This window comes from Streptomyces sp. NPDC057543 (assembly GCF_042801895.1).
GTDB lineage: Bacteria > Actinomycetota > Actinomycetes > Streptomycetales > Streptomycetaceae > Streptomyces.
The window spans coordinates 1-20,960 of sequence record NZ_JBHVFF010000142.1 but is presented as its reverse complement, the minus strand read 5'-3'; the positions used below and the strand labels follow the sequence as shown (position 1 = coordinate 20,960).

Below are 20,960 nucleotides of genomic sequence, written 5' to 3'. Positions count from 1 at the left end.
ACGGACGACCTCGCCGGCATTGCTCTACACAGCGACTTGTTCGCACTTCCCAATCGGCGGCCGAGTCGTCGTGGGGAGCCGGGCGGCCAAGCACCTGAAGCCACGAACGGCAGCCACTTGTCAGCCACACCCAGCTCCCCTGGGTGCCCTCACCCTACGAACGGGAGGACCAACCCGGGCAAGAAGGTAGAGCCACTTGTCGCCGGGCGGGGCCGCCGACTGCGCAGGGAGTTGGCGTAGGCCTGCCCGAACTTCGCGCACCCAGCGGCGGACCGTCTCGTGAGAGACGAGCACACCGCGCTCGAGCATCAGCTCCTCGACCTCCCGGAAGCTGAGCGGGAAGCGGAAGTACAGCCACACGCAGTGGGAGATGATCTCTACCGGGTACCGGTACCCCTTGCACGGCGTCGGCGCGGACGACACGAGCGAACCCCTCCCGGCACGATCGACCAAAAGATCATCCCAGGCCGGTCAGCCAACGCGACAATGCGGGCCCGAGCACTCGTGCAGCTGCACGAGGCCATGGAGAACCACACCTCATCCGCAGCCGCGCATTCGTAGGGAGGCCGCGCGCTGGTTCGTCGCCGCGGACGGCAAGTCGGGGTAGCGGTTCGAAAATGAGGCGATCCGAGCGCCTACTTTTTGTGGTCCGTCATCAGCTGTCTCACGGCCCGTTTCAGTTCGGCAATGTGGTCGGCGAGGTCTGCACTGCCAGGACGGTCGGCATCTCGTAGCAAAATTTCCGCCTGGTCGAGTCGGCCGGCGACCTCGGCGAGCCGGTCGGGTTTCTCCGAGGGTGTCGGATGCTCCTCGGAGTCGGTAGGTCCCGTGTGGTTGGTACCGTTCGACGGCTCGGTGGATGCCCGAGCCGCGCCGACGGCGGCCGACGGGATCCCGGGGTGGCCGCCGTCGGCCGTCAGGAGTCGTTTCAACTGTTCGGTCTGGTCGATGAGTTGGCAGTTCTTGCGGTGCAGGTCGAGGAAGACGTTGACCTTGGTCCGCAGCAGCCAGGGATCGAACGGCTTGATCAGGAAATCGGCGACGCCGACCGTATAGCCGCGGTAGGCGTAGTCCGGATCCACCGCGGCACCGGTCAGCAGGATGACCGGGACGTCCTTCGTCTGGTCAAGACCCTTGATGTTCGCGGCGGTCTCGAAGCCGTTCATGCCCGGCATCAGCACGTCGATGAGCACGACCGCGAACTCCTGGCGCAACATTGCCTTGAGCGCCTCCTCGCCCGATCGCGCCCGGACCACGTGGGCCAGCGAGCCGAGGACGGCTTCGAGGGCGACCAGATTCTCCTCCATGTCGTCGACGATGAGGATGCTGGAGGCTTCCTGTGACGCCGTCATGACGGTCGCTCTGTTGCGCCGTTGCCGTCATCTCTGCCGGCGAGGGTGTCGCCGTCGTCCGGACCCGTGGAGCCGGCGTCGCCGGAGGGATCCGGCCGCGGATCCGGCGAAGTGCACTGCGGGTCGAGGAGCCGGCAGATCACAGACAGCAGGCGGTCGACGTCCACCGGCTTGGGGACGTAGTCGTCCGCTCCGCTCGCGATGGCTTTCTCGCGGTCACCGGGCATGGCCTTCGCGGTGAGCGCGATGACCGGCAGGTCGGCGAAACGAGGTGTGCGGCGGATCGCCGCGATCATCTCGTATCCATCCATTTCTGGCATCATGATGTCCATCAGCACCAGTGATACGTCAGGTGTCCGATCAAGGACCTCAAGGCCTTCTCGGCCGTTCTCCGCGTACTTGACGCTGATGCCGACGCGGCCCAGCACATGCGTCAGTGCGAAGACGTTCCGGATGTCGTCGTCGACGATGAGGATGCGCCGGTTGGCCAATACGCCGGCGGCGGGGCCGCTGAGCCAGTCCTTGAGTCGGGTCGTCTCCGGCCAGCTGACGCCGCCGTCGTCGGACCGGGTGCCGGTGCGGGGCACGGGCTCCCGGGAACGGAACACATCGACCTGCGCGGGCCCGGATTCGGCCGCGGGCCGGCCGGTCAGGGTGGTGGGTCCGGCGAGGGCTCGGGTGGTGCCTCTCGCGATGTGTGGTTCGACCGCGGGGGCGGCGTCGGCGGGCGTCCCTTTGTAGTGCGCGGGGACGAAAAGGGTGAAGGCGGAGCCGACGCCCGGCTCGCTCTCGGCGATGATCCGGCCGCCGAGCAGGCCCGCCATGTCACGGCTGATGGAGAGGCCGAGCCCGGTGCCGCCGTATTTGCGGTTGGTGGTGCCGTCGGACTGCTGGAACGCCTCGAAGATCCCGTCGATCTTCTCCGGTGCGATACCGATTCCCGTGTCCTTGACCGTCAGAGCGATGACGGCGTCGGCATTGCGCAGCGTCTCCTCCTCGAAGTCCGAGGGCGTCGCGCGTTCGACGAGCAGTTGCACTCCGCCGGACGAGGTGAACTTCATCGCGTTGGAGAGGAGGTTGCGGAGGATCTGCCGGAGACGCTGCTCGTCGGAGAAGAGCTCGGGGGGCACGTTCTCGCCGACCTTGATGTCGAACGACAGGCCGCGGTCCAGGGAGAGCGGCTGGAACGTCGCCCGTACGTAGTCGAGCAGCTTGATCAGCGGCAGCGTCGTGGGATGGACATCCATCCGACCTGCTTCGATCTTCGACAGGTCCAGGATGTCGTTGATCAATTGCAGCAGGTCGGAGCCCGCCCGGTGGATGGTGACGGCAAACTCCACCTCCTGCGAAGAGAGGTGGCCGTCCGGGTTGTCGGCAAGGAGCCGGGACAGCACGAGGAGCGAGTTGAGAGGGGTGCGCAACTCGTGCGACATGTTTGCGAGGAATTCCGACTTGTACTGGGAGGACGTGGCCAACAGCGCCGCCTTCTCCTCCAGCTCGGCATTGGTGAGCTGCAACTCGTCGGAGCGCTGGCGCAGTTCCGCGGTGAGGCGCTGGGATTCCGAGAGGAGGGACTCGGTTCGCGAGTTGGCGATGATGGTGTTGATGGAGACGCCGATGGTGTTCACGAACTGGTCGACAAAGGCGAGGTGGACCTCGCTGAAGCGGCTGAACGAGGCCAGTTCGATGACCCCGAGCACCCGGTCCTCGAAGAGGATCGGCAGGATGACGACGCTGGCCGGGGGCGCGGCGCCGAGGCCGGAACTGATGGTGATGTATTCCGTGGGGACCGCGTCGATGAGGATCCGCCGTTTCTCCGCGGCGGCCTGGGTGATCAGACCCCAGCCAGGAGCATCGAGGCTGAGACTCGTACGCCGGCGGCGGCCTTCGGGCTGGCCGGTGCCGTAACCGGCCAGGAGCTCAAGGTCCTCGCCGGGCGGCGCACCCGCCTCGGCCAGGAAGAACGCGCCGTACTGGGCGTTCACCAGAGGGGTCAGCTCGCGCAGGATCAGGTCGGCGACCTCGACCAGGTCACGGTGGCCCTGCATGAGTCCGGCGATACGCGTCAGGTTGGACTCCAGCCAGTCCTTGGCGCGAGTGGTCTCACGGAGGTTCGCCACCATGAGGTTGATGTTGTTCTTCAGGGCGGCGACCTCCCCCTGAGCCTCCACCGAGATGGAGCCGGACATGTCGCCCTGCGTAACGGCGCTGGCGACCTCGGCGATCGCGCGCACCTGGGTGGTCAGGTTCAGTGCCAGCTCATTGACGCTGGTGGTCAGCCGCTTCCACGTTCCGTAGACGCCCTCCACCCGGGCCTGGCCGCCCAACTGCCCTTCGCTGCCTACCTCGCGGGCCACTCGTGTCACCTCGGAGGCGAACGCGGAGAGCGTGTCGACCATCGTGTTGATCGTGGATTTGAGCTGCAGGATCTCGCCGCGCGCGTCCACGTCGATTTTCTTCGACAGGTCGCCCTCCGCGACGGCGGTGGCGACCTGGGCGATGTTGCGGACCTGGGAGGTGAGGTTGTCGGCCATGAAGTTGACGTTGTCGGTGAGGTTCTTCCAGACCCCGGAGACACCGTGGACCTGGGCCTGGCCACCGAGGCGCCCGTCGGTACCGACCTCGCGGGCCACCCTGGTCACCTCGTCCGCGAACGCCCGCAACTGCTGGACCATCGTGTTGACCGTGTCCTTCAGCTCCAGGATCTCGCCGCGCGCGTCCACGTCGATCTTCTTCGACAGGTCGCCGTTGGCGACCGCGGTGGTCACCAACGCGATGTTGCGGACCTGGGACGTCAGGTTGAGCGCCATGCGGTTGACGTTGTCCGTGAGGTCCTTCCAGACCCCGGAAGCGCCCCTGACCTGGGCCTGACCGCCCAGGTTGCCCTCGGTGCCGACCTCACGGGCTACCCGCGTCACCTCGTCGGCAAAGGCGGAGAGCTGGTCGACCATCGTGTTGATCGTCGATTTCAGCTCCAGGATCTCCCCCTTGGCCTCCACGGTGATCGTCTTGCCGAGGTCGCCCTCCGCGACGGCGGTGGCGACCTGGGCGATGTTGCGGACCTGGGAGGTGAGGTTGTCGGCCATGAAGTTGACGTTGTCGGTGAGGTCCTTCCAGACCCCGGATACGCCCCTGACCTGGGCACGGCCGCCGAGCTGGCCCTCGGTGCCGACCTCGCGGGCGACCCGTGTCACCTCGTCGGCGAACGCCCGCAGCTGGTCCACCATGGTGTTGACCGTGAGCTTCAGTTCCAGCAGCTCACCGGTGGCCTCGACCGTCACCTGCTGGGTCAGGTCGCCGTTGGCGACCGCGGTGGTCACCTGGGCGATGTTACGGACCTGCGCCGTCAGCCGGGACGCCATCGTATTGACCGCCTCGGTCACATAGAGCCAGTCGCCCGACAGCCCCTGTGCCTTCGCCCGGCCACCGAGACGACCCTCGGTGCCGACCTCGCGGGCAACCCGGGTCACCTCGCCGGTGAAGAGGGAGAGCTGGTCCACCATCCGGTTCACCCCGATACCCAGGCGCCGCAGGTCGCCGCGGAGCTGGCGGCTTCCATCGTGCAGATCGACGTGCTGGGTCAGGTCGCCGTCCGCGACAGCGTCGAGCACCCGGGTGGCCTTGGCGACGGGCACCACCAGTGCTTCGAGGACCGTATTGGCGGCCTCGATGTTCGTCGTCCAGGTCCCCGATCCGGGACTCGCCGAGATCCGCTCGTCCAGCCGTCCCTGTCGGATGATCTCGTGGCGTACCCGCTGGAGCTCCGAGGCGAGATGCGCGTTGCGCGCAACGATCTGTTGGAACACCCCCGCCATTTCGGCCGGTACGCCGTCCGGCAGGGTGCCTCCGCCCCGTTTCTCGGAGTCCTCCACTCGTGCCGTGAAATCACCGTCACACAGGGCCTTCATCGCGGAGAGCAAGGGGCGCAGATCGCTCATACGAACCCACTGTCCGTCCGGCTCTGTGCCGGGCCGGGCCGGTGCCAGTGCCATGGAACACCCTCCACCCAAGATCAATTGGTGCACATCAGAGGTTCACGTGGTGACGCATGTCATAGTATAAAGCGCACGAAAACACTCTTCATGGGCTCATTTGATGCATGCGGGGAGAGTGGTGATCTCGTTGTCCGTGCTTGCGAGCGAATCGGTATCCAGGAAGGGGCTGCCGGCGAATCAGCTGGCGGCCGCCCGAGCACGGGAATTCGTATGTGCGGCACTCCATGGGTGGACGGCGCCGCTCGCGAACGGGCACGAGGGTGAAGGCGGGGCGTCGGCCGCCGGCGCGGCTCCCGCTGTGCGCGCGACCCCCGCCCCGGCGCAGATCCCCGAAGAGCTCGTCGACGACGCCGTCCTGCTCGTCAGTGAACTGGTCACCAATGCCGTCATGTACGCGGGCACGGATATCGACGTGGTCTGCCGCCTGGAGCGGAACCCGGCCACCCGGGCGGGCATCGTCGTGGAGGTAGCGGACCACCACCCCTCCAGAGAGGTACGCGGCGGGGTGACCCGGCATGGTGAGCCCGGCTACGGTCTCCAGCTGGTGAGCGCGCTCTCGGAATCCTGGGGCGTGACCTACCGACGGGCGGAGAAGAGGGTCTGGTTCCGGCTGGAGGCGAGTGAGGGAGACACCCTTGAGGCGGATTCGGCCTCCTCCGAGCCCGGTTCCACCGAGACCGGCAGCGACGCCCGGTCCCGTGACACGGAGGCATCCATACATCCCGTGCACGACCGTGGACACGCCGCCGAATGGGTCGACCGCGGTGGCCCGTCGTTCCTGGCCGAGACCAGCGAACTCCTGGCCGGCCAGCTCGACGAGGCCATGGTCACCGCGCTCGCGGCGCAGCTGCTCGTACCCCGGCTCGCAGACTGGTGCGGCATCTGGCTCGGCACGCCGGGAAGCGGCCTGCAACTGTCCCGGGTCTGGCATGCCGATGAGCAGCGCATCAGTCCGCTGCGCGAGGAACTGGAACGGATTCCGCCGCCCGCCGCGGTCCGTACCGGGGGCACGCCCTGGCCCTGGCCGGAGAGTGCCGGTTGCGACCAGGCCGGCGGGTCGGCGTTCGCCTTCCCACTTGAAGGCCCCAACATCGACCAGGGCGTTCTGCTGCTCGGCCGGGCAGGGCAGCCGCAGATGACTGACACCGTGGTGCGGATGGTGCAGGACGTGGCCCGCAGGGTCGCGCAGGCCGTGTTCACCGCCCGCCAGTACACCCGGCAGCGCACGATCAGCGCCGTGCTCCAGCGCAGGCAACTGCCTGCGACGCTGGCCAGCATTGCCGGCGTCGACACAGCGATTGTGTACGAGCCGCACGGCGAGGGACAGACTGTCGGCGGAGACTTCTACGACATCTTCCCGATGGGCAAGAGTCGCTGGTGCTTCCTGCTCGGCGACGTACAGGGAAAGGACCCGGAGGCGATGTCCATCACCGGCCTGGCCCGGCACCTGGTGAGACTCCTGGCGCGCGAGGGCCATGGCGTCGAGTCTGTGCTCGGCCGGCTGAACGTCGCCATGGCAGAGGAGAGCGCCGAGGCATTCACGCTCGGCGGCGAGCAGACGGGCCCCCGCTTCCTGAGCCTGCTGTATGGGGAGTTGACCGTCTCCCCGGAAATGGCTGGCGCCCGCTGCACGGTCGCCAGCGCAGGCCATCCTCCGCCACTGCACCTGTTCGCCGATGGCAAAGTGGAACCGGCCTCCGAACCCCAGATGCTGCTCGGCATCGATGAGGGAGCCGAATTCCAGGCCGGTACCTTCAACCTCGCGCCCGGCGAGACACTGTTGTGTGTGACCGATGGTGTCACCGAACGCCGCTGTGGAAACTGGCAGTTGGACGACAGCGATGGTCTGGCCGATGTGCTCAGACAGGGTATGGGGCTGGGTGCGAGGGCACTTGCGGAGCATGTACGGCGGGCGGCGCACGACTTCGGGGTGGGGCCGGTCGAGGACGACCTCTCGATACTGGTGCTGCAGGCAGTGGAGACAGGCTCCTGCCCACGGCGGATCTGAAAGAGCGTTCTGTCCCGAGACGTCGAGCATGGCCTGCAAGACCTCGCGCTCGTCCATCTTCGGGTTGGCGAGCGCCCACAGGATCGGCATGCCGGTGGGGGTGCAGACCAGGTACAGGCGCAGGCCCCAGAAGAACCGCGAGTGGGAGGCGCAGTACCCGTATCCGGCCCAGCCCGCCATCTCCGAGCGTTTCACCGTCGGACGCGACATCCCGCACGGCACCGGCGTCGAGTCGACGATCCAGTGGTTGTCGAACCAGAAGTCCGTATCCACCGCCAGCATCCGTATTGCCTTCTTGACCAGCGGCAATGCTGTCTTGAGGCGCTTGTTGTACCCGGACTGCTGTGGCAGGTACGGGAACATTGGCACGAGGTGCTGCCTCGCGTACCGCAGCCAGCGTGCCTCGGAGTGGAACCCCAGCAGGGCCTGCGCGACCGCGAGCGTGACCACCTCGGCATCAGCGAGCTTCGGCGGCCTGCCCATCCATCGGTTGGTCTCCAGTTCGTCGTCGATCTTCACGTACAGCGCGGTCAGCAGGGTGTCCAGTTCGTCGTTCACGCCACGATCTTGGACACCCCGTTCGCATTCCCAACGCGTCGTCAGGCGACGCCGCTACTCAGGCTATCCGTGCGTCCGGGACCTCCGTGCGGCCAAACCAAAGACGAGACCACCGACCAGGAACCAGGGATTCCACAGCAGCAACGTCCACAGCCGATGTTCCGAGCTTACGTTTATTTCCGAGCCCGCAACGTCGGTCAGCAGCAGCACCTCGACGGCGATGCCACGTATTAGGAGCACAGCGCAGACACACCACCCCAGGGCCTTGACCACCAGACCACGAGGCCGCGGCCTGGCGAGAAGCCATCCAGCTGGTGCGAGGCGTTGGCGGCGGTACGCTGCCGCGCGGTTGGTGCAAGCAGGCCGCCGCTCCTCGGTTCAGTCCACGTTGGGCCGGGCGAGGCCGTGGTCGTAGGCGAAGATCACGGCTTGGATGCGGTCGCGGGCGCCGATTTTGGCGAGGACGCGGCCGACGTGGGTCTTAACGGTGGACTCGGACAGGACGAAGCGGGTGGCGATCTCGCCGTTGGTCCAGCCCTTGCCGACGGCGACGAGGATCTCGCGTTCGCGGTCGGTGAGGGAGCCGAGTCTCGGATCCTCGGCGGAGTCTTGGCGGTGGGCGGGGACGTAGCGGGCGAACTCGTCCAAGAGGCGGCGGGTGAGAGCGGGCGCGATGACGGCGTCACCGGCGGCGACGGCGCGGATGCCGGCGAGGAGTTCTTCGGGGCGCGCGTCCTTGAGGAGGAAGCCACTGGCGCCGGCGCGGAGGGCGGCATGGACGTACTCGTCAAGGTCGAAGGTGGTAAGCACGAGGATGCGCGAGCGGTCGCCGGCGGCGACGATGTGGCGGGTGGCTTCGATGCCGTCCATGCCCGGCATGCGGACGTCCATCAGGACCACGTCCGGGCGCAGTTCGGCGGCCTTGCGGACGGCCTCGGCGCCGTGGGCGGCCTCACCGACGACGTCGGTCTCGGCGACGGAGTCCAGGAGCATGTGGAAGCCGTAGCGTTGCAGCGGCTGGTCGTCCACGATGAGCACGGTGGTCATCGGTCACCGCCTTGGGGTGTGAGGTCGAGTACGGCCTCGACGCTCCATCCTCCGCCGCCGGTCGGCCCTGCGCTGACGGTCCCGCCGTACAGAGCCGCTCTCTCCCGCATGCCCACCAGGCCGTGTCCTTCCTCGTTCGGCGGTCCGGAGGGTGTGGCCGGGCCGGTGTCCTGGACCCGGATGTTCAGCCGACTGTCCTCGACGAGGATCGCCAGGTGCACCCGGGTGTCGGTGTCGGTGTGCTTCAGGGTGTTGGTGAGGGCTTCCTGGACGATGCGATACGCCGTCAGCTGCACGCCACTGTTCAGGGCGTCCACGTCGCCGGAGGTCCGGTAAATGACCTCAAGACCGGCGGCGCGCACCTTGGCACACAACGCTTCGATGTCCGCGATGCCGGGCTGTGGGCTGAGTTCGGGACCGTCCGCCGCCTCGCGTAGCACGCCGAGCACGCGCCGCAGCTCGCCGAGGGCCTGTCGGCCGGTATCGCCGATAAGCTGGAGGGCCTCTTTGCCGCGTTCGGGAGCGATGTCGGTGGCGTAGGCGCCGGCATCGGCGAGCGTGATGATGACGGACAGGTTGTGGCCGACGATGTCGTGCATCTCACGGGCGACACGGGTGCGTTCGGTGGCCGTGGCCAGCTTGCTGCGCTGGTCGCGCTCGATCTCCAGCCGGGCTGCCCGTTCCCGCAGTCCGGCGAGCTGGGCCCGGCGGATGCGTACCATCAGGCCGAGCGCGAGGGCCGCGGTCGCCGTGCTCAGCAGGAAGAACAGCGCGTCCCAGACGGACACGGCTGAGGACGCGCGTACCGCGACCAGCACCATGGCGCCCGCCACCGCCGCACAGGCCCACGGCAGCTGCCGCAGCTGCCCGTGCAGGGCCAGGCTGTACAGGGCGACGAAGAGGGCGACGTCCGCGCGCAGCGCCGCGCCCAGGGACCATTGGAGGACGAACACCGCGGCGATGACACCGAAGGCCGCCACGGGCTTGCGCCGCCGCCACAGCAGGGGCAGTACCAGTCCGGCCTGCAGTGCCAGCATTCCCGCGAGGGGCACCCGGGTGAAGGCGAGCCGGAACCGGCGCGGGCCGTCACCGTCGTCCACACCGCCGTGAAGCAGGTCGGGCAGGCAGAACATCAGGAAGACCAGGACCACGACCGCGGTGTCCAGCACCCACGGATGTGTCCGGTCCGCCTGCCGCAACCGCTGGCCGCCCCGGGACAGACGGGCGACCAGCGGTCCCATGCCGCTGATGTCATCGGTGGTCACAGACGTCACCTGTCCATGGTGCAGGCGTCAGACGTCGCTGCGCGTGAGCCGGTACGCCGCGCCCGCCAGCGCCACTGCCGTCCAGCTGAGGAAGACCAGCAGCCCTGCGGCCGGCGACAGGGTCGTGGAGTCGTGGGTCAGCGCGAACATCGACTCTCCCGCGTTGGACGGCAGGTAGGGGCTGATGTCGTCCTGCCAGGAGCTCGGCAGCAGGGAGATCAGTCCCGGGATCAGCATCAGGGTGGCCACCAGCACCGAGATCCCGCCGGCCACCGACCGCAGCAGCGCGCCCAGCGCGGCGCCGATCACCCCGACCAGGCCGAGATACAGCCCGGCGCCCAGCAGACTCCGCAGCACACCCGCGTGCGAGAGGCCCATGGCCGCGGGCGTGCCCGAGACGATCCCGCTCCCGACCAAGAAGGTGACGAACGCACCGACGGTCCCCAACGCCAGCGCGACCAGCCCGAACACGGCCGCCTTGGACCACAGGACGGGCAGCCGGCGGGGCACCGCCGCGAGTGTCGAGCGGATCATGCCGGTCGAGTACTCGCCCGCTGTGACCAGCACGCCGAGCACGCCCAGGGCCTGCTGGGCGAAGTTCGTACCGAAGAGGGACAGGTTCACGGCGGTCGAATCGGCGAAGTCCCGGTCCAGGTGGCCGGAGTTGATCCCCGACTTGTAGCGGCTCGCGGCGATGAGGCCGAACGCGACCAGGAACAGCAGGCCGAGGCCCAGGGTGATCCAGGTCGAGCGCAGGGACCACAGCTTGGCCCATTCGGAGGAGAGCACGCGCCGTCCGGTCACCCGGTAGGCGGGGCGGGCGAGAGTGGTCCGGGGTTCCTCGGCGGTTGCGGTGAGGGTGCTCATGCGGGCCTCCCGAGGGTCTCGATACCGGTCGTGGAGCCGTGGTACTCCACGGCATCCCTGGTCAGGTCCATGAATGCCTCCTCCAGCGACACGGTCCGCGCGCTCAGCTCGAACAGCGCGATTCCGTGCTCCGCGGCCTTCAGCCCGATCTCGCGGGCTGCCAGCCCGGTCACCTGCAGCTCCTCGGAGCCGATCCGGCCAGTGACGTCGACACCAGGCCCCGTCAGCACGTCCCGCAGCCGCGCCGGGTCCTGCGTCGCCACCTTCACCGTGTCGCCGCCCGCCTCGCGGATCAGGTCTGCCACGGTCGTGTCGGCCAGCAGCCGCCCGCGCCCCACGATGATCAGGTGGTCCGCGACCAGAGCCATCTCGCTCATCAGGTGCGAGGACACGAACACCGTCCGGCCCTCGTCGGCGAGCGTCTTCAGCAGGTTGCGGATCCAGAGCACACCCTCCGGGTCCAGCCCGTTGACCGGCTCGTCCAGCATCACCGTCTGCGGATCGCCCAGCAGCGCCGCCGCGATGCCCAGCCGCTGGCCCATCCCGAGGGAGAAGGCGCCGGCCCGCTTCTTCGCCACGCTGCCCAGTCCGGCGAGGTCGATGACCTCGTCGACCCGGCGGCCCGGAATGCCGTGAGTCAGCGCGAGGGCCCTGAGGTGGTTGTACGCCGAGCGGCCCGGGTGGATCGACTTCGCCTCCAGGAGAGCACCGACCTCCTGGAGCGGTGCCTGGTGGCGAGCGTAGTGGTGGCCATTCACGGTGACGGAGCCGCTCGTCGGAGCGTCGAGGCCGACGATCATGCGCATCGTCGTGGACTTGCCCGCGCCGTTGGGCCCCAGGAAGCCGGTCACCGTGCCCGGCTTCACGACGAAGTCCAGACCGTCGACAGCCGTCTTCTCGCCGTACCTCTTGGTCAACTGCCGTGCGTCGATCATTCGCGTTCTTCCTTTCGGCCTCCGGCGTCCGTCGCTTCCGACGCCACACCGGCAACGCTAGGCGCCGAATCATCCCGATCCGGTGGTACCGGGAGGCTGAACTACGCCGCGCACGTAGTACCGCGGTACTACGCGACTACCTGCGCTGCCTTCCGTGTCCGTCGGCCGCCCCCAGGGCCTGGCCTGCCTTCGAGACTCCCAGGCCAACTCGTCCACCAGGCTGAACTGGCGCTCGCGGGAGGACAGCCGGGCGATGTCGACCTGGTCGGAGAGTGGTGCCACCGGGACTGATGGACGCTGTGGCGAGGGTCCCGATCCGCGTGACCTCGCGGAGCGTGCTTCCCGCTGACGACGCTGCTCGCGGTGGGGGTGTGCGTGATGACAAGCGCGGGCCACAACTCCCTTACCGCTATTGCCGAGTGGGTGCGCCGCTGGGACCAGGGGGTACTGGCCCGGTTGGGCTGTCCGTTCGAACCATTCGCCGGCTGCTTCCGTGCTCCGGGCGAGTGGACCCCGTGTGATGTGTTCGCCCAGGTGGACCCCGTCGCGGTGACCGCGGCTGGATTCGGCCGGCTCGCCGCGCTGGCCCCTGCGCGTGCGGGCACACTCGGCCCGGACTGCGTGCCCGGACACGATCAGCGCCGTGCCCACCGCGCAGCCGCCCAGCGCCACCCCTGTCCGCCCCCGGGCCGCTTGCGCCCGGGGGCGGGTCGGCCGGTCATCTACCGGTGGCCTCCGCGATGTCCCGGTAGTCGAGGTAGTCCGAGGTCTCCCCCTCGGGGTTGGAACCGTAGACGGCGAACATGCGGGCGTACTCCGGTGCCCAGTACCGACCGGTCTCGCCCTTGGCGACCAGTGCCGCGTCGCCGGGGCGCAGAACTACCGTCGTTCTCGACCTCGCGTGAAGCGAGGGCGTACTCGAGGGTGGACAGCACCAGGTCGGCGTCCGCGCGGGCGGAGGAACACCCCGACTGCGACCCGGTCCGACAGACCGTCGGCTGCCCGCAGTTGCGCATGGTCGTTCTGGTGGAGTGCGGCACCCATGCCGTCTTCGACGCTGCGATCGGTGCTCTGCGCACCGGAGAGCAGACTCTGGCCCGGGCGGTCCTGCCGTCCCTGCGGCCGGGGATGATGCTGCTGGCCGACCGTGGCTTCTACGGCGTGGACCTGTGGCGTACAGACGCGGCAACTGGGGCGGACCTGCTGTGGCGAGTCCGCAAAGACCTGGTGCTGCCCGTGGTCGAGCAACTGCCGGACGGCTCCTACCTCACGGAGATCTTCGACCGGAGCTACATCCACCACACCCGTCGCGGGGTGCCGGTACGCGCGGTGGAGTACACCATCGCCGGCCACGAGGGTGTCTACCGCCTCATCACCACGATCCTCGACCCGGGCAAGGCCCCAGCCGCGGAACTGGCCGCCCTCTAGGCCCAGCGATGGGAGTTCGAGTCCACCCTCGACGAAATCAAGACGCACCTTGGTGGGCCACGCCTGGTGCTGCGTTCACAGCACCCTGAGGGAGCCGAGCAGGAACTCTTCGGCTTCCTGCTCGTCCACCACGCCATCCGACACCTGATCCACCAGGCCGCACGACAAGGCGATCACGATCCCGACCGGATCTCCTTCACCCGCTCACTGCGCGTCGTGCGCCGCCAGGTCACCGACCAGGCGGCGTTTTCCCCCCGGCAGAGTCACCCGCGCAATCAAAGCCACCCACACTGAACACCTCGAGCGCCTCCTGCCACCACGGCGCCGCCGATCCAACCCCCGCGTCATCAAACGCAAAATCGCCAGCTGGCCCCTCAAACGCGCAGCCCACCACGTTGCAGACCACCCACGCGCCCCAGTCATCACCATCGTCAATGCCACCAAACCCAAACGGGGCAAGCGGACAACAACGCCCTAAGTTACCGGTATTGCCTTTAAGGCTCATGTTTCATTTTCGGAGTGGTCCCGCCTTGATCCGCCGCGCCCCGGACGCCGAGTCACGGATTATCGTCGTCCATGACACCGACCGAGTGTCGGGGCCCTGTCTTTTCCTCGGGAAGGGGCTGCTCGGCCCAGATGGTCTTGCCGATGCCGGTGTGCCTCGTGCCCCAGCTCGCGGTGAGTTGGGCGACCAGCATGAGGCCGCGCCCGCCCTCGTCGAAAATGCGCGCCCGGCGCATGTGCGGTGCGGTGCTGCTGGCGTCGGAGACCTCGCAGATCAGGGTCTGGTTCTTGATGAGCCGCAGCTGGATGGGCGGAGCCGCGTAGCGGATCGCGTTGGTCACCAGCTCGCTGACCACGAGTTCGGTGACAAAGGCCAGCTCGTCCAGGTCCCATGCGTGGAGTTGGTCGGTCGCCCACGATCGGGCCGCGGCGACGACGGCCGGATCGGCGGGGATGGGCCAGCTGGCGACCTGTTCTGCGTCCAGAGTGTGGGTACGAACGATGAGCAGCGCGACATCGTCGGCCGGCAAGTCCACAAGCAGCGCCCTCAGGACGAGGTCGCAGGTGGTCTCGAGCGAGGGAGCGGCATCGTCGAGGGCGGTGCACAGGGTCCGCAGGCCGAGGTCGACGTCGTGGTCGGTGGCCTCGATCAGCCCGTCGGTGTATAGCACGAGAACGCTTCCCTCGGGCACAACGCGTTCGATTGACTCGAACGGAAACCCGCCCACGCCCAAGGGAGGGCCGGTGGGCACCTCGAGGATCTCCACCATGCCGTCGGGGCTCACCAGAGCGGGGGGCGGATGGCCTGCGCTGGCGACTGAGCACCGGCCGGACACCGGGTCGTAGACCGCGTACAGGCACGTGGCGCCGAGATCGCCGGTGGGCGTGTCCGCTTCGGATTTCGAACCGGTGCTGAGCCGGATGACCATATCGTCCAGGTGTGCGAGCAGCTCGTCGGGGGCCAGATCGACGTCAGCGAGGGTGCGGACCGCCATGCGCATCTGGCCCATGGCGGCCGACGCGCGGATGCCGTGCCCGACCACATCGCCGACAACGAGTGCGACCCGGGCGCCGGAGAGCGGGATCACGTCGAACCAGTCACCGCCGGGCTCGGCGTTACCGGCCGGCAGATAGCGGCCCGCGACCTCGACGGCGATGTGCTCGGGCAGTCCGTGAGGCAGCAGGCTGTGCTGGAGGGCCAGGGCGGTCTTGACTAGCTCGGCTTCGGCGCGTGCCTCCTCGGCGGCGGCTTCGGCCCGCTTGCGATCAGTGATGTCGGTGGAGATACCGCCGATGGCGTATGGCCGCCCCGACTCGTCCAGCAACGGGAACTTGAGGGACAGCCAGCTGCCGGCGATGTCCGTCGTGGGTTCCTCGATCTCGATCGGCCTGCCCTTGGCGAGTACCTCGGCATCGTGTTCCGTGTACGTGACGGCTGCTTCGCGGGGAAAGAGGTCGAAGTCAGTCCTTCCCCGCACCTGCTCGCGCTGGAGGCCGAATCGTTGCTCGAACTGCCTGTTGATGAGCAGGTAGCGGCCGTCGAGGTCCTTGGCGTAGACGAGGGCCGACGAGTAGTCCGCGATGTCCTGCAGGCAGCGGAGGTTCTCCCGCAGCGATCGCTGGGCCTGCTCTCGCTCGGTTTGGTCATACAACTGTACGACGGCCAGAGCACGCTCGCCCGGCAGGCGGGCCGCCTTCAACTCCAGAACCAGGGGGACGTCGTCCGGCCACTGCGCCACCGTGCAGACGGCGGAGGCGTCCTCACCTCCAGCCAGCGCCCGCAGTGGATCGTCCTCTCCGGAGTGAAGCTCGACGAGATCGGTCAGACGTTGCCCGACGAGCCCTTCCTCGTGTCGTCCCAGCAGGTCTCCCAGGCTCCTCGACGCGAGCAGGATCCGTGACGGGGCCGGGGCCTCGAGCGCGATCACCGCCGTGGGTAGGGGCGCTGCGGCGAGCGCGGCGTGAACCATCCCCTCGACGTCTTCGACCGAATCGCCCAGGAACCGATCTCCCACCGCCGTCATCGCCTTCTAACGCTCGGGGTTAGGGCCTTTCGTTTGGATCACGCCGGGCTCGCGTGCCCCGGCACGGCTCCTCGCCGCGTTGTCGTCAGTCGCCATGACTCCTTCCTCCGCCTTGCGATGCACGGCACCGGACAGCGCTCCCTTATCCGGCCTGATCCAAACCGGACAGTCTAGGAAAAGTATCGCAGAAAAGGGCAAGTCGCCCGGGCGTCATTGCCCGGCCCTCTCCAGGCGGGCGACAAGGTCGCGGATCTGGGCGGCGGTGACCTCGGTGGGATCGTCCTCGGGCCCCAATCGCACCGCGTCCAGCGGCCCAGTCCACGAGGAGCGTCCACCGCCCTGGGCCGCCGCGACCTGGTAGGGCCAGCCCGGGATGGTCCAACGCACCCCGTCGCACCGGCACGGACGGTGGCAGTGCAGCTGCTCGGGCGAGCACTCGGCATCCGGACGCGGCCACGGCGTGACGTCCAACGCGATGGGCTGTAGACGGTCGAGTGTCCGCGCCTCGCCGACATCGCCCGGCTCGACAGAAAGCCGGAGTGGCACGGGTCCAGCCCGAGCACGGCAGGCCGTCGCAACACCACGCGGCGGAGCCCCGCCGCTCCCCGGCGAGGCTCCGTCGTCTCGTCTGCTCTCACATAGCCCTTATGACGGGGGTCATGACTGCATGGCCATGACCAGGTGAAACACCTCGCGGGCGGCGTAGCGTTTGAGGCACCGGACGATTTCGCGTCGGGTCTTGCCTTGCTTGATGCGGCGTTCGTAGTACTCCTGGGTGCGCGGGTCGCAGCGCAGGCGGGTCTGCACGATCCGGTGCAGGGCGGCGTTTGCCTGCCGTTCGCCGCGGTTGAGGCGACGGTATTGCCGGATGCCCGAGGAGCGCTCGACGGGGCTGACTCCGCACAGCGCGGCAAACGATGCCTCACTGCCGAGGCGCTCCGAGTTGTCCCCCATGGTGATGAGCAGAGTGGCGGCCGTATCCGGGCCGATGCCCACCACAGCGAGCAGCTGCGGGGCGTGGCGTTCCGCGAGTCGGGCCAAGCGGCGTTCCAGGTCTCGTACACGGCAGCCTGGCCGCCGCAGTTGTGCGAAGTGGTCTCACAGCCTCTGTGCAGCTGTCGTCCACGCTCCTGGAGGCTGACCCCGTGGCGTTGGAAGAGCTCAGGGAGAAACCGGCTCAGCAGAGCGTGCGCTGAGAGTGCATCGCGCAGCTCATCGTGTCCGAAGCGGTACACCTCGTACCCGCTGAGCTTGAGGTCCCGGTCGCCAGCCACCATGTCCGCTTACTTGGCGGTGTCGGGGGTCCGGCCGTGGTCGCGGGTGTAGTGCTGTGATCCGTCGACTTCGAGGACGATCCGCTGCCCGTGGGGCAGCAGGAGGAGAACGTCCATCCGGAAACGCAGGAGAGCCTGGGGACCTCGTTGCTTGACCGTCTTGGGGTCCCAGTGCAGCCAGACCTCGGGTAGAAGCGCGGGCATGTCGTAGACCGCTGCTCCGATGACGCGGTGGTAACTGCCGAAGAGGTTCCGCTGCCCGGGAGAATTATCGGGCAAGCTGCTGTGGAGCCTGGCGTAGAGGGTGTTCTTGGCTTCGGTGTCGTTGGGGATCTGCTGCTCCCCCTGCCACCAGGACTGCAGGTCGCGCCAGCGGATTCCCTCATCGCCGACCGAGCGGTCGTAGACCAGGGCGTCGCCGCCGACGACCTCGATGTCGTTGTCCACAGCGGAGCGGAAACGAATGTCCGGCTTCCTGAGCGAGGCGAAGACAACGTTCTTCAGGCGCCGCGTGTGGGCAAGCTGGCTGGGGACCAGGGCCAGACGGGGGTAACCGTCCTTCGTGCCCATCTCCCTTAGTTCGCTGCCCGTGGTGCGTAGGTGCTCGTTGATCATCTCGGCCAGGAGGCGCTGGACAGACTCGTCCAGCAGGACATCGCCGGCGACGGCTGCCTCGATGAAGCGGGCAAACCTGCCATCGCTTGCTTCGAACGCGCCCAGCGCCTCGAAAAGCTCCTCCGTCGACCAGTCCGGATTACGGATGAAGTGCCGCTCGATACGAGACCGCAGGATCCTCCCCTGGCCGGGGGAGAGCAGTTCGGAGAACGGGTCGTCGTTGATGGCCCAGAAGCGGTCCAGCATCTTCATGAACCGGGCCGGGTGCTGCACCAAGACCGTCGGGTCGAGGGCTCGGGCGATCTCCCGGCGGGTCCGCATGGGTATCTCCGGCGGGGACGCCTCGGCCCACAGCACGTCCTGGAGCTGGATACAGGTCGCAGCGTCGACGTCCTGTGTCTGTAGGAAGCGCTCGGCGAGTTGGAGAAGATCACTGTCCGGCACCTGGGCGAAACTGCGCTCGACCCGCTCGCGCTTTGACCCTTCATCGGTCGGCGGCATGCTGAGAACAGTGAAGGTCTCGGTCAGCGTCTTGTGTGTGTTCCGGTCGCCGAGCGAGGCAGTGATGCCACCCAGCATCCGGCGAAGTGCCGCTGGTTCCCCGTCCTTGCTCATTCGCCGATGATCGCAGGCCGTAGGCCATCCGTCACGGGCACGACGAGCGCACCGACTGCCTCAACCGCTCGTACCGATCTCGGCGCCGGTTGTGGGGCGTGATGCGCTCGGCTGCCGAGTGCCTTGCGATGGAGTGTCGTCTGCCTGACGGTCGCCGCCACGGTTGAGGCGACGGTACTGCCGGCGTCCCGAGGAAACGCTCAACGGCACTGCCCCGGGTCAGCCGCTGACCGTGAGCCGGATGTTGCCGATCCGCCCCATCCGGTCGAAGGAGACAGCGGCGGCGTTCCCGGTCGGCAGATCGGCGATCAGCCGGTCGCCTTCCACGCGCTGCGGCACCCCGTGGTGCTCGAAGTACCCCGTGACGGCCTGCCGCGGCGACCGCCCGATGAGTGAGACCCCGGCCATGAGCACGCGCGGCAGAGCGACCGGATCGAGCTCGGCGCTCGGCACCTTCGGGTCGTCGAGCAGGAAGTACACCTGGGTGCCGGGCCCGGCGGGCTGCCCGATGTACCCGGGAGTGTTGGCTACCCCCATCCCCGCGAAGGCCAGCATCTCGGCGGCCCGCCGAGGATCGTCGAACCCGGACAGATCGAGTTCCTCAGTGGTGAACTCAGGAATCCCGTGCGCCTGCCCGTACCGTGCCACGGCAGCGGACAACGCCACGACCTCACTCCCACCGCGCCCCGGATTTGCCCAGCCCCACAGCCAGGCCCCCCTCCAAAATGCCGAAGTTCAACGCTGCGTAGTCAGCACCAAGTCAGCACGGGACAGGTGATCAAGGGTGCTGACATGCGGTTTCAGGTCAGCACCAAACCAGCACGGGAGTCAGCACCAGGGCAATAAACCATGCCTAGTAGCGCAATCCTGACAGGCGCCTACCGGCCTTCAATACGTTCCTCGAAGCAGTCTCGACGCGCCTGTCATGGTGGCCCCGCGCACACCCGGCCCGAGAACTATGGTGTCCCGCCACATGTGCCTCTGACCTGCCCATTCCTACGGTGTGGCGACACGAAACCGTCCCCGCCAACCGCCCGGAAGTGGTGTTCATGGCTGCCTCGGCATCCGCCCCGCCGACCACCCGCTCGCTCAAGCGCATCGTCGCAGCAAGTCTCATCGGGACCACCATCGAGTGGTACGACTTCTTTCTGTACGGGTCAGCTGCCGCGCTGGTCTTCAACAAGCTGTTCTTCCCCGACTCCGAACCGCTGGTCGGCACTCTGCTCTCGTTCCTCACCTACGCGGTCGGCTTCGCCGCCCGGCCGCTCGGTGCTCTGGTGTTCGGGCACTATGGCGACCGACTCGGCCGCAAGAAGCTGCTGGTGCTCAGTCTGCTGATGATGGGCGGAGCGACGTTCGCCATCGGGCTGTTGCCGACGCATGCCACGATCGGTGCCGCCGCTCCCGTGCTGCTCACCGTCCTGCGTCTGGTGCAGGGCTTCGCCCTCGGTGGTGAGTGGGGTGGGGCCGTACTGCTGGTGTCGGAGCACGGGGACGCCAAACGGCGCGGGTTCTGGGCCTCCTGGCCCCAGACGGGGGCGCCGGCCGGGCAGTTGCTGGCCACGGGGGTGCTCTCGGCGCTCACCGCGCTGATGTCGGACTCGGCCTTCGGAGCATGGGGCTGGCGCATACCGTTCCTGCTCTCCGGGGTCCTGGTGATCATCGGCTTGTGGATTCGTCTCTCTGTCGATGAATCGCCGGTGTTCAAGGCCGCTCTGGCGCAGGCCGAGGAGCGCAAGGCGGCCGCCGCGGTCGCCGAGAAGATGCCGCTCGTCGCCGTGCTTCGGCACCACTGGCGCGATGTGCTGATCGCCATGGGCGCCCGGATGGCGGAGAACATCAGCTACTACGTCATCACGGCGTTCATCCTCGTCTACGCGACCACCGCAGCGGATCTGGACAAGCAGACGGCCCTCAACGCGGTGCTCATCGCCTCGGCCATCCACTTCGCGGTCATTCCTATGTGGGGTGCACTGTCGGACCGGGTCGGGCGCAGGCCCGTCTACCTGGTCGGTGCGATCGGCGTGGGGCTGTGGATGTTCCCGTTCTTCGCGCTGATCGACACCCGGAGCTTCGGAAGTCTGCTGCTCGCCGTGACCGTCGGGCTCGTCTTCCACGGTGCGATGTACGCGCCTCAGGCGGCCTTCTTCTCGGAGATGTTCGCGACCCGGATGCGGTACTCGGGCGCGTCGATCGGGGCGCAGTTCTCGTCCGTCGCGGCCGGTGCTCCGGCGCCGCTGATCGCCACCGCGCTGCTCGCGGACTTCGACAGCTCCGTGCCCATCTCGCTGTACGTCATCGCCGCAGCGCTCATCACCGTAGTGGCGGTCGTCTGCGCCAGGGAGACCAGGGACCGCGATCTCGCGGATATCGAGGGGACCGGCGCGGAGCCGGCCGCACCCGCGGCGGTGGCGACCGACGCCCGTACCGTCTGAGCCGGGTGCGCCGGACGGGGCCCGAAGGTACCGGACCC

At 68.0% G+C, this 20,960-nt stretch carries 15 protein-coding genes and 2 pseudogenes; 3 read left to right on the top strand and 14 right to left on the bottom strand.

Features of this window, described 5'->3' with window-relative positions:
• Nucleotides 1-209: 209 nt before the first annotated feature.
• The 3 genes and pseudogenes from ACFU8Q_RS23110 to ACFU8Q_RS23100 form a co-directional block, all read right to left on the bottom strand.
• Nucleotides 210-423: pseudogene (locus ACFU8Q_RS23110) on the bottom strand (IS6 family transposase); the annotation flags it as partial.
• Nucleotides 424-635: 212 nt separating this feature from the next.
• The gene (locus ACFU8Q_RS23105) at nucleotides 636-1,352 is read right to left on the bottom strand and encodes a two-component system response regulator (protein WP_384456944.1); all 717 of its coding nucleotides are present in this window, start codon (nucleotides 1,350-1,352) and stop codon (nucleotides 636-638) included.
• Nucleotides 1,349-5,344: a HAMP domain-containing protein gene (locus tag ACFU8Q_RS23100; protein WP_384456942.1), complete on the bottom strand. Its 3,996-nt coding sequence runs from the start codon at nucleotides 5,342-5,344 to the stop codon at nucleotides 1,349-1,351. Before ACFU8Q_RS23100 ends, ACFU8Q_RS23105 begins: the two co-directional genes overlap by 4 nt.
• A 103-nt stretch (nucleotides 5,345-5,447) precedes the next feature.
• Between ACFU8Q_RS23100 and ACFU8Q_RS23095 the strand changes: the two genes are divergently transcribed.
• A complete protein-coding gene (locus tag ACFU8Q_RS23095) occupies nucleotides 5,448-7,355 on the top strand; it encodes a SpoIIE family protein phosphatase (RefSeq protein WP_384456940.1) in 1,908 nt (635 codons plus the stop codon).
• A gap of 24 nt (nucleotides 7,356-7,379) precedes the next feature.
• Here the strand turns inward: ACFU8Q_RS23095 and ACFU8Q_RS23090 are convergent.
• The 6 genes and pseudogenes from ACFU8Q_RS23090 to ACFU8Q_RS23065 all read right to left on the bottom strand — a co-directional run.
• Nucleotides 7,380-7,838, bottom strand: a pseudogene (locus ACFU8Q_RS23090) (IS982 family transposase); the annotation flags it as partial.
• A gap of 138 nt (nucleotides 7,839-7,976) precedes the next feature.
• On the bottom strand, nucleotides 7,977-8,153 hold the full coding sequence (locus ACFU8Q_RS23085; RefSeq protein WP_384456950.1) for a hypothetical protein: 177 nt from the start codon (nucleotides 8,151-8,153) through the stop codon (nucleotides 7,977-7,979).
• A gap of 138 nt (nucleotides 8,154-8,291) precedes the next feature.
• Nucleotides 8,292-8,960, bottom strand: a complete 669-nt coding sequence (locus ACFU8Q_RS23080; protein WP_384456939.1) for a response regulator — start codon at nucleotides 8,958-8,960, stop codon at nucleotides 8,292-8,294.
• Entirely contained in the window at nucleotides 8,957-10,225 is a 1,269-nt protein-coding gene (locus ACFU8Q_RS23075; RefSeq protein ID WP_384456948.1) for a sensor histidine kinase, read from the bottom strand. The genes ACFU8Q_RS23080 and ACFU8Q_RS23075 overlap by 4 nt, the downstream gene beginning before the upstream one ends.
• Before the next feature lie 27 nt (nucleotides 10,226-10,252).
• Entirely contained in the window at nucleotides 10,253-11,092 is an 840-nt protein-coding gene (locus tag ACFU8Q_RS23070) for an ABC transporter permease (RefSeq protein ID WP_384456937.1), read from the bottom strand.
• The gene (locus tag ACFU8Q_RS23065) at nucleotides 11,089-12,027 is read right to left on the bottom strand and encodes an ATP-binding cassette domain-containing protein (protein WP_384456935.1); all 939 of its coding nucleotides are present in this window, start codon (nucleotides 12,025-12,027) and stop codon (nucleotides 11,089-11,091) included. The genes ACFU8Q_RS23070 and ACFU8Q_RS23065 overlap by 4 nt, the downstream gene beginning before the upstream one ends.
• Nucleotides 12,028-12,951: 924 nt before the next feature.
• Here ACFU8Q_RS23065 and ACFU8Q_RS23060 point away from each other — a divergent pair.
• Nucleotides 12,952-13,455: a hypothetical protein gene (locus ACFU8Q_RS23060; protein ID WP_384456934.1), complete on the top strand. Its 504-nt coding sequence runs from the start codon at nucleotides 12,952-12,954 to the stop codon at nucleotides 13,453-13,455.
• Between the two features lie 557 nt (nucleotides 13,456-14,012).
• On the opposite strand, the gene ACFU8Q_RS23055 is transcribed toward ACFU8Q_RS23060, so the two are convergent.
• The 5 genes from ACFU8Q_RS23055 to ACFU8Q_RS23035 form a co-directional block, all read right to left on the bottom strand.
• Nucleotides 14,013-15,974 carry a SpoIIE family protein phosphatase gene (locus tag ACFU8Q_RS23055; protein WP_384456932.1) on the bottom strand — a complete coding sequence of 654 codons (1,962 nt, stop codon included), beginning with the start codon at nucleotides 15,972-15,974 and terminating at the stop codon, nucleotides 14,013-14,015.
• A gap of 219 nt (nucleotides 15,975-16,193) precedes the next feature.
• Nucleotides 16,194-16,529: a transposase gene (locus ACFU8Q_RS23050; protein ID WP_384456930.1), complete on the bottom strand. Its 336-nt coding sequence runs from the start codon at nucleotides 16,527-16,529 to the stop codon at nucleotides 16,194-16,196.
• Between the two features lie 111 nt (nucleotides 16,530-16,640).
• Nucleotides 16,641-17,024 carry a transposase gene (locus tag ACFU8Q_RS23045; protein WP_384456928.1) on the bottom strand — a complete coding sequence of 128 codons (384 nt, stop codon included), beginning with the start codon at nucleotides 17,022-17,024 and terminating at the stop codon, nucleotides 16,641-16,643.
• A gap of 242 nt (nucleotides 17,025-17,266) precedes the next feature.
• A complete protein-coding gene (locus ACFU8Q_RS23040; protein WP_384456926.1) occupies nucleotides 17,267-18,487 on the bottom strand; it encodes a hypothetical protein in 1,221 nt (406 codons plus the stop codon).
• Between the two features lie 219 nt (nucleotides 18,488-18,706).
• A complete protein-coding gene (locus ACFU8Q_RS23035; RefSeq protein WP_384456946.1) occupies nucleotides 18,707-19,195 on the bottom strand; it encodes a DUF6882 domain-containing protein in 489 nt (162 codons plus the stop codon).
• A 341-nt stretch (nucleotides 19,196-19,536) separates the two neighbouring features.
• Between ACFU8Q_RS23035 and ACFU8Q_RS23030 the strand changes: the two genes are divergently transcribed.
• Nucleotides 19,537-20,922, top strand: coding sequence for an MFS transporter (locus ACFU8Q_RS23030; protein ID WP_384456924.1), 1,386 nt, complete (start codon nucleotides 19,537-19,539; stop codon nucleotides 20,920-20,922).
• Nucleotides 20,923-20,960 lie beyond the last annotated feature (38 nt).

Excerpts from the sequence above, each read along its gene's own strand:
- ACFU8Q_RS23105 (WP_384456944.1), bottom strand. The coding sequence starts at position 1,352 with ATGACGGCGTCACAGGAAGCCTCCAGCATCCTCATCGTCGACGACATG.
- ACFU8Q_RS23100 (WP_384456942.1), bottom strand. The coding sequence starts at position 5,344 with ATGGCACTGGCACCGGCCCGGCCCGGCACAGAGCCGGACGGACAGTGG.
- ACFU8Q_RS23095 (WP_384456940.1), top strand. The coding sequence starts at position 5,448 with ATGCATGCGGGGAGAGTGGTGATCTCGTTGTCCGTGCTTGCGAGCGAA.
- ACFU8Q_RS23080 (WP_384456939.1), bottom strand. The coding sequence starts at position 8,960 with ATGACCACCGTGCTCATCGTGGACGACCAGCCGCTGCAACGCTACGGC.
- ACFU8Q_RS23070 (WP_384456937.1), bottom strand. The coding sequence starts at position 11,092 with ATGAGCACCCTCACCGCAACCGCCGAGGAACCCCGGACCACTCTCGCC.
- ACFU8Q_RS23065 (WP_384456935.1), bottom strand. The coding sequence starts at position 12,027 with ATGATCGACGCACGGCAGTTGACCAAGAGGTACGGCGAGAAGACGGCT.
- ACFU8Q_RS23040 (WP_384456926.1), bottom strand. The coding sequence starts at position 18,487 with ATGAGCAAGGACGGGGAACCAGCGGCACTTCGCCGGATGCTGGGTGGC.
- ACFU8Q_RS23030 (WP_384456924.1), top strand. The coding sequence starts at position 19,537 with ATGGCTGCCTCGGCATCCGCCCCGCCGACCACCCGCTCGCTCAAGCGC.